General features: G+C 70.8%; 3 protein-coding genes and 1 pseudogene. 2 read left to right on the top strand and 2 right to left on the bottom strand.

Annotated features, from left to right (window positions below):
• Together VB716_RS11175 and VB716_RS11170 are read left to right on the top strand one after the other, a co-directional pair.
• Nucleotides 1-2,465, top strand: a 2,465-nt coding sequence (locus VB716_RS11175) for an AAA family ATPase (RefSeq protein WP_323270511.1), incomplete at its 5' end; no start/stop codon positions are given.
• A gap of 77 nt (nt 2,466-2,542) precedes the next feature.
• On the top strand, nt 2,543-3,625 hold the full coding sequence (locus VB716_RS11170) for a PRC-barrel domain-containing protein (RefSeq protein WP_323270510.1): 1,083 nt from the start codon (nt 2,543-2,545) through the stop codon (nt 3,623-3,625).
• A gap of 9 nt (nt 3,626-3,634) precedes the next feature.
• Here the strand turns inward: VB716_RS11170 and msrB are convergent, their stop codons facing one another.
• Complete coding sequence (msrB, locus tag VB716_RS11165; protein ID WP_197158735.1) at nt 3,635-4,084, bottom strand: peptide-methionine (R)-S-oxide reductase MsrB; 450 nt, start codon at nt 4,082-4,084, stop codon at nt 3,635-3,637.
• Nucleotides 4,085-4,112: 28 nt separating this feature from the next.
• A pseudogene (locus VB716_RS11160) lies at nt 4,113-4,258 on the bottom strand (glycosyl transferase); the annotation flags it as partial.

Raw genomic sequence — 4,258 nt, 5'->3', positions numbered from 1 at the left:
TGGAACTCTCGCGGCGGCGCCTGGGCGAGGTGGCGGGGCGCTCCGGCACCTGGCTGGAGGAGCAGCGCCAGCGCAGCCAGCAGCGCCAGGCCCTGCAGAACCAGCTGGGACCGCTGCTGGCCGAGCAGCAGCAGCTGGAGGAACGGCTGCGGCAGTGGCAGCAACGGCTGGACGAACTGCAGCTGGAGCGGCAGCAACAGGACGGCAGCCATGCCGAGGCCGCCACCCGCCAGCGGGGCCTGGACGAGGAGCAGACGCAGCTGCAGCAGGCCCTGGGGCAGGCGCAGCGGCAGTTGCAGGATCTGGCGGAGAACCTGGCCCTGCAGCAGCGCACCCGCCAGCGCCTCGAGGTCGAGCAGACCAACCTGGAGCGGGAGATCGCCCGGCTGGACAGCCGGCGGGACACCCTGCAGGAAAGCCGCGGCACCGGAGCGCTGCGGATGCTGCTTGAGGCCGGCCTGGAGGGCATCCACGGACCGGTGGCGCAGCTGGGGGAGGTGGAGGAGCGCCATCGCCTCGCCCTGGAGGTGGCGGCCGGCGCCCGGCTCGGCCAGGTGGTGGTCGACGACGACCGGATCGCCGCCCGCGCCATCGACCTGCTCAAGAACCGGCGGGCCGGACGGCTCACCTTCCTGCCGCTCAACAAGATCCGAGGCGGCGGCGGCGGGGCCAGTGGGGCGGCGGCCCTGCAGCGGGGAGCCGCTCCCGGCACCACCCGAGGTGCCATTGGCGGCGATGGCCTGGTGGGTCGGGCGGTGGAACTGGTGCGCCATGAACCCGTCTACACCGAGGTGTTCCGCTACGTGTTCGGCGACACGCTGGTGTTCGACACCCTCTCCAGCGCCCGCCGCGAGCTGGGCCGTTGCCGCGCCGTGACCCTCGATGGGGAGCTGCTCGAGAAGAGCGGCGCCATGACCGGCGGCAGCCTGCAGCAGCGCAGCGGCCAGCTCAGCTTCGGCAGCGCCCAGGAGGGCGACGAGGCCGAGCCGTTGCGGCGCCGCCTGCTGGAGCTGGGCGAGAGCCTCCTCGCCAGCCGTCGGCGGGAATCGGAGCTGGCCCAGCAGCTGGAGGCACTGCGGCCGCAACTGCAGGCCCAGCAGCAACGGCTGGCGGCCCTGCAGGCCGAAGCCGGGGCCGCGGAACGGGCTGCGGCACCGGAGCGGGAACGGCAGCAGCGCCTTGATCAGCGACTGGGCGAGCTGGAGACGGCGGCCCTCGCAGACCGGCAGCGGCGGCGGCACCTGCTCACAGCCATTCCGCCCCTGCAACAGGCCCTTGCCGCCCTGGAGCAGGCCGAGACCAGCGCCGGTGGCGGCGGCGACGGGGCCCACTGGCAGGGCCTGCAGAAGGAACTCGAGAACGCCGATCGCAGCCTCGCCGAGGCCCGCCTGCAACGGGACCAGCTGCTGGCGGCGCGCCGTGAACGGGCCCTCAGCAGCGAGCGGGTGGCCAGCCAGCTCGATGCCCTCGCCGGCGACGAACAACGCCTGGCGGAGGCGGTGCGGACCCTGGTGGCTGAGCGGAGTCGCTGGAAGGAACAGCAACAGGCCGAGCAGGAGCGCCGCAGCGAGCTCGAAACCCGGCAGAGTGCTCTCCAGACCCGCTTCGGGGAGCAGCGCCGGGCCCGGGACGCCGCTGAAGGGCGCCTGGCCGGACAGCGCCAGGCCCTGCAGAACCGGCAATGGGAGTTGCAGCGCCTCGGCGAGGAACTGGCCGCCCTGGCCGAGCAGGAACGCAGCGAAGCCCTGCGGCTGGCCCAGCTGGAGCAGGCCCTGCCGGATCCACTGCCGGAGATCCCCGAGGAAGTGCGGCTGGCAGGACTGGAGACGCTGCAGGCCGAACTGGCTCGGATCCAGCAGCGCATGGAGGCTCTGGAGCCTGTGAACATGCTGGCCCTCGAGGAACTCGAACAGCTGGAGCTGCGGCTGGCCGAGCTGGCAGACCGGCTGGAGGTGCTGAGCAGCGAGCGGGAAGAGCTGTTGCTGCGGATCGAAACGGTCGCCACCCTGCGGCAGGAGGCCTTCCTGGAGGCCTTCGTGGCGGTGGATGGACACTTCCGTCGGATCTTCGCCGGGCTCTCCGACGGCGAGGGCTACCTGCAGCTGGAGAACACCGAGCAACCCCTCGAAGGCGGACTCACCCTGGTCGCCCATCCCAAGGGCAAGGCGGTGCGGCGCCTGGCGGCGATGAGCGGCGGCGAGAAGTCCCTCACGGCCCTCAGCTTCCTGTTCGCCCTGCAGCAGTTCCGCCCCTCGCCCTTCTACGCCCTCGACGAGGTGGACAGCTTCCTCGATGGCGTCAACGTGGAGCGCCTGGCGGCCCTGATCGCCAGCCAGGCCGACGACGCCCAGTTCCTGGTGGTGAGCCACCGCCGGCCGATGATCGCCGCGTCCACCCGCACGATCGGCGTCACCCAGGCCCGCGGCGCCCACACCCAGGTGGTCGGTTTGCCGCCTGCGGCCTGAGCCGCGCACGTGGGTCACAATGAGCCGACTGGACGCCAGTCGCCAGCCCCACCGCCGCCCAGCACCGGCCCCCGGACTTGACCTCTTCGATCCCCCCCGCCGCCGATCCGAACGCCTCGGCCCCCAGTGATCGGCTCTGGCTGCGCTCGGAGCTGATGGGCACCCTGGTGATCACCCGCGACACCGGACGCCGCCTTGGGGTGGTGGGAGAAGTGGTGGTGGACATCGATCGCCGCGAGGTGGTGGCCCTGGGTCTGCGCGACAACCCCCTGACCCGCTTCCTGCCCGGCCTGCCCCGCTGGATGCCCCTGGACCGGATCCGCCAGGTGGGCGATGTGATCCTGGTGGATTCGGCCGACTCCCTGGCGGAGGGCTTCAATCCGGACCGCTACAGCAAAGTGATCAACTGCCAGGTGATCACCGAGGCTGGAGAGACGCTGGGCCGGGTGCTGGGCTTCAGCTTTGACATCGAGACCGGCGAACTCACCACCCTGGTGCTGGGTGCCGTGGGCGTACCCCTGCTGGGTGAGGGCGTGCTCAGCACCTGGGAGCTGCCTGTGGAGGAGGTGGTCAGCAGCGGGCCGGATCGGATCATCGTGTACGAAGGCGCTGACGAAAAGCTCAAGCAGCTGGGCTCGGGGCTGCTCGAAAAACTCGGCATCGGCGGACCCAGCTGGGAGCAGGAGGAACGGGAGCGCTACCGCCAGTCGATGGTGCCGGTGGAGAACCAGCTCGCGGCCGGCCAGCCCGCGGCCCAGGAACAACGGCGCATCCAACCCGCCACCAGCCGCTCCTTTGCGCCACGGGAAGAGCTGGAATACGTCGAACTGGAGGAACGCCGCCAGCGCGAGCCCCTGCGTCAGCGTCGCTATCTCGATGAGGACGAGCAGGAGTACCGCTCCTCCCCCTCCAGAGGCCCTGAACGGCTGTCCGATCCCCGTGGTGACCTTGATCGCGGCCCCAGTCCCCGTGAGGATTTTCGCCGCGGTCGCCAGGAGCAAGAGCCCCTGGATCCCCAACCCCTGGACCCGATGCCCTCACGGGCTGAGGTCTATGACCGGGAGCCTGAGATCCGGCGTGGCCCGTTGCCCAGCCGCCGGCCGGCAGCACCGGCCGATCCCCTCGACGTGGACGCCGAAGACCTCACCGATCCCTGGTGAGAGGGGCGGTCAGCCCTCACGAAACGCCAGAGATGCGGAGTTGACGCAGTAGCGCTGGCCCGTGGGACGCGGGCCATCGTTGAACACGTGGCCGAGATGGCTGTCGCAGCGCGCGCAGCGGATTTCGGTCCGGACCATGCCGTGGCTGCTGTCGGTCAGCGTTTTGATGGCGCCGCTGTCGACACCTTCCCAGAAGCTGGGCCAACCGGTACCGGAGTCGAACTTGCTGGCGGAACTGAACAGCTCGGCACCGCAGCAGACGCAGTGGTACATGCCGCTGCCCTTGTGGTTCCAGTAGACGCCGCTGAAGGCCCGCTCGGTACCACCCTGACGGGTCACGGCGTACTGCTCGGGCGTGAGACGCTGACGCCATTCGGCGTCGGACGCCTCAACAAACGACGGAGCTTCGGAACTGAAGCTGCCTGACGTGCAGCTGGCCCCGGGCTGAACATCCGACATCGCGATCAAACAGCGCTGGAGGATCAGCCTAGGCAGCGCTGATCGGGGGCAGCAGGCCTCGCACCAGCTCGGCCAGGGAGGCCACGGCACCGGGTTGGCCGCGCAGGCTGCGCAGGTCGTCGCGCAGGCCCGCCAGCCGGGCCGGATGGTCGAGCCAGTCGGCCGCCTCCGCAG

The organism is Synechococcus sp. CCY9201, assembly GCF_034931105.1.
In the GTDB taxonomy this organism is placed as follows: Bacteria; Cyanobacteriota; Cyanobacteriia; order PCC-6307; family Cyanobiaceae; genus CBW1002.
The sequence above is the reverse complement of the archived record's forward strand: the minus strand, read 5'-3'. Positions and strand labels throughout refer to the sequence as shown.

Bases quoted from the DNA above. Each gene is read 5' to 3' on its own strand.
- msrB (WP_197158735.1), bottom strand. From the start codon at position 4,084: ATGTCGGATGTTCAGCCCGGGGCCAGCTGCACGTCAGGCAGCTTCAGT.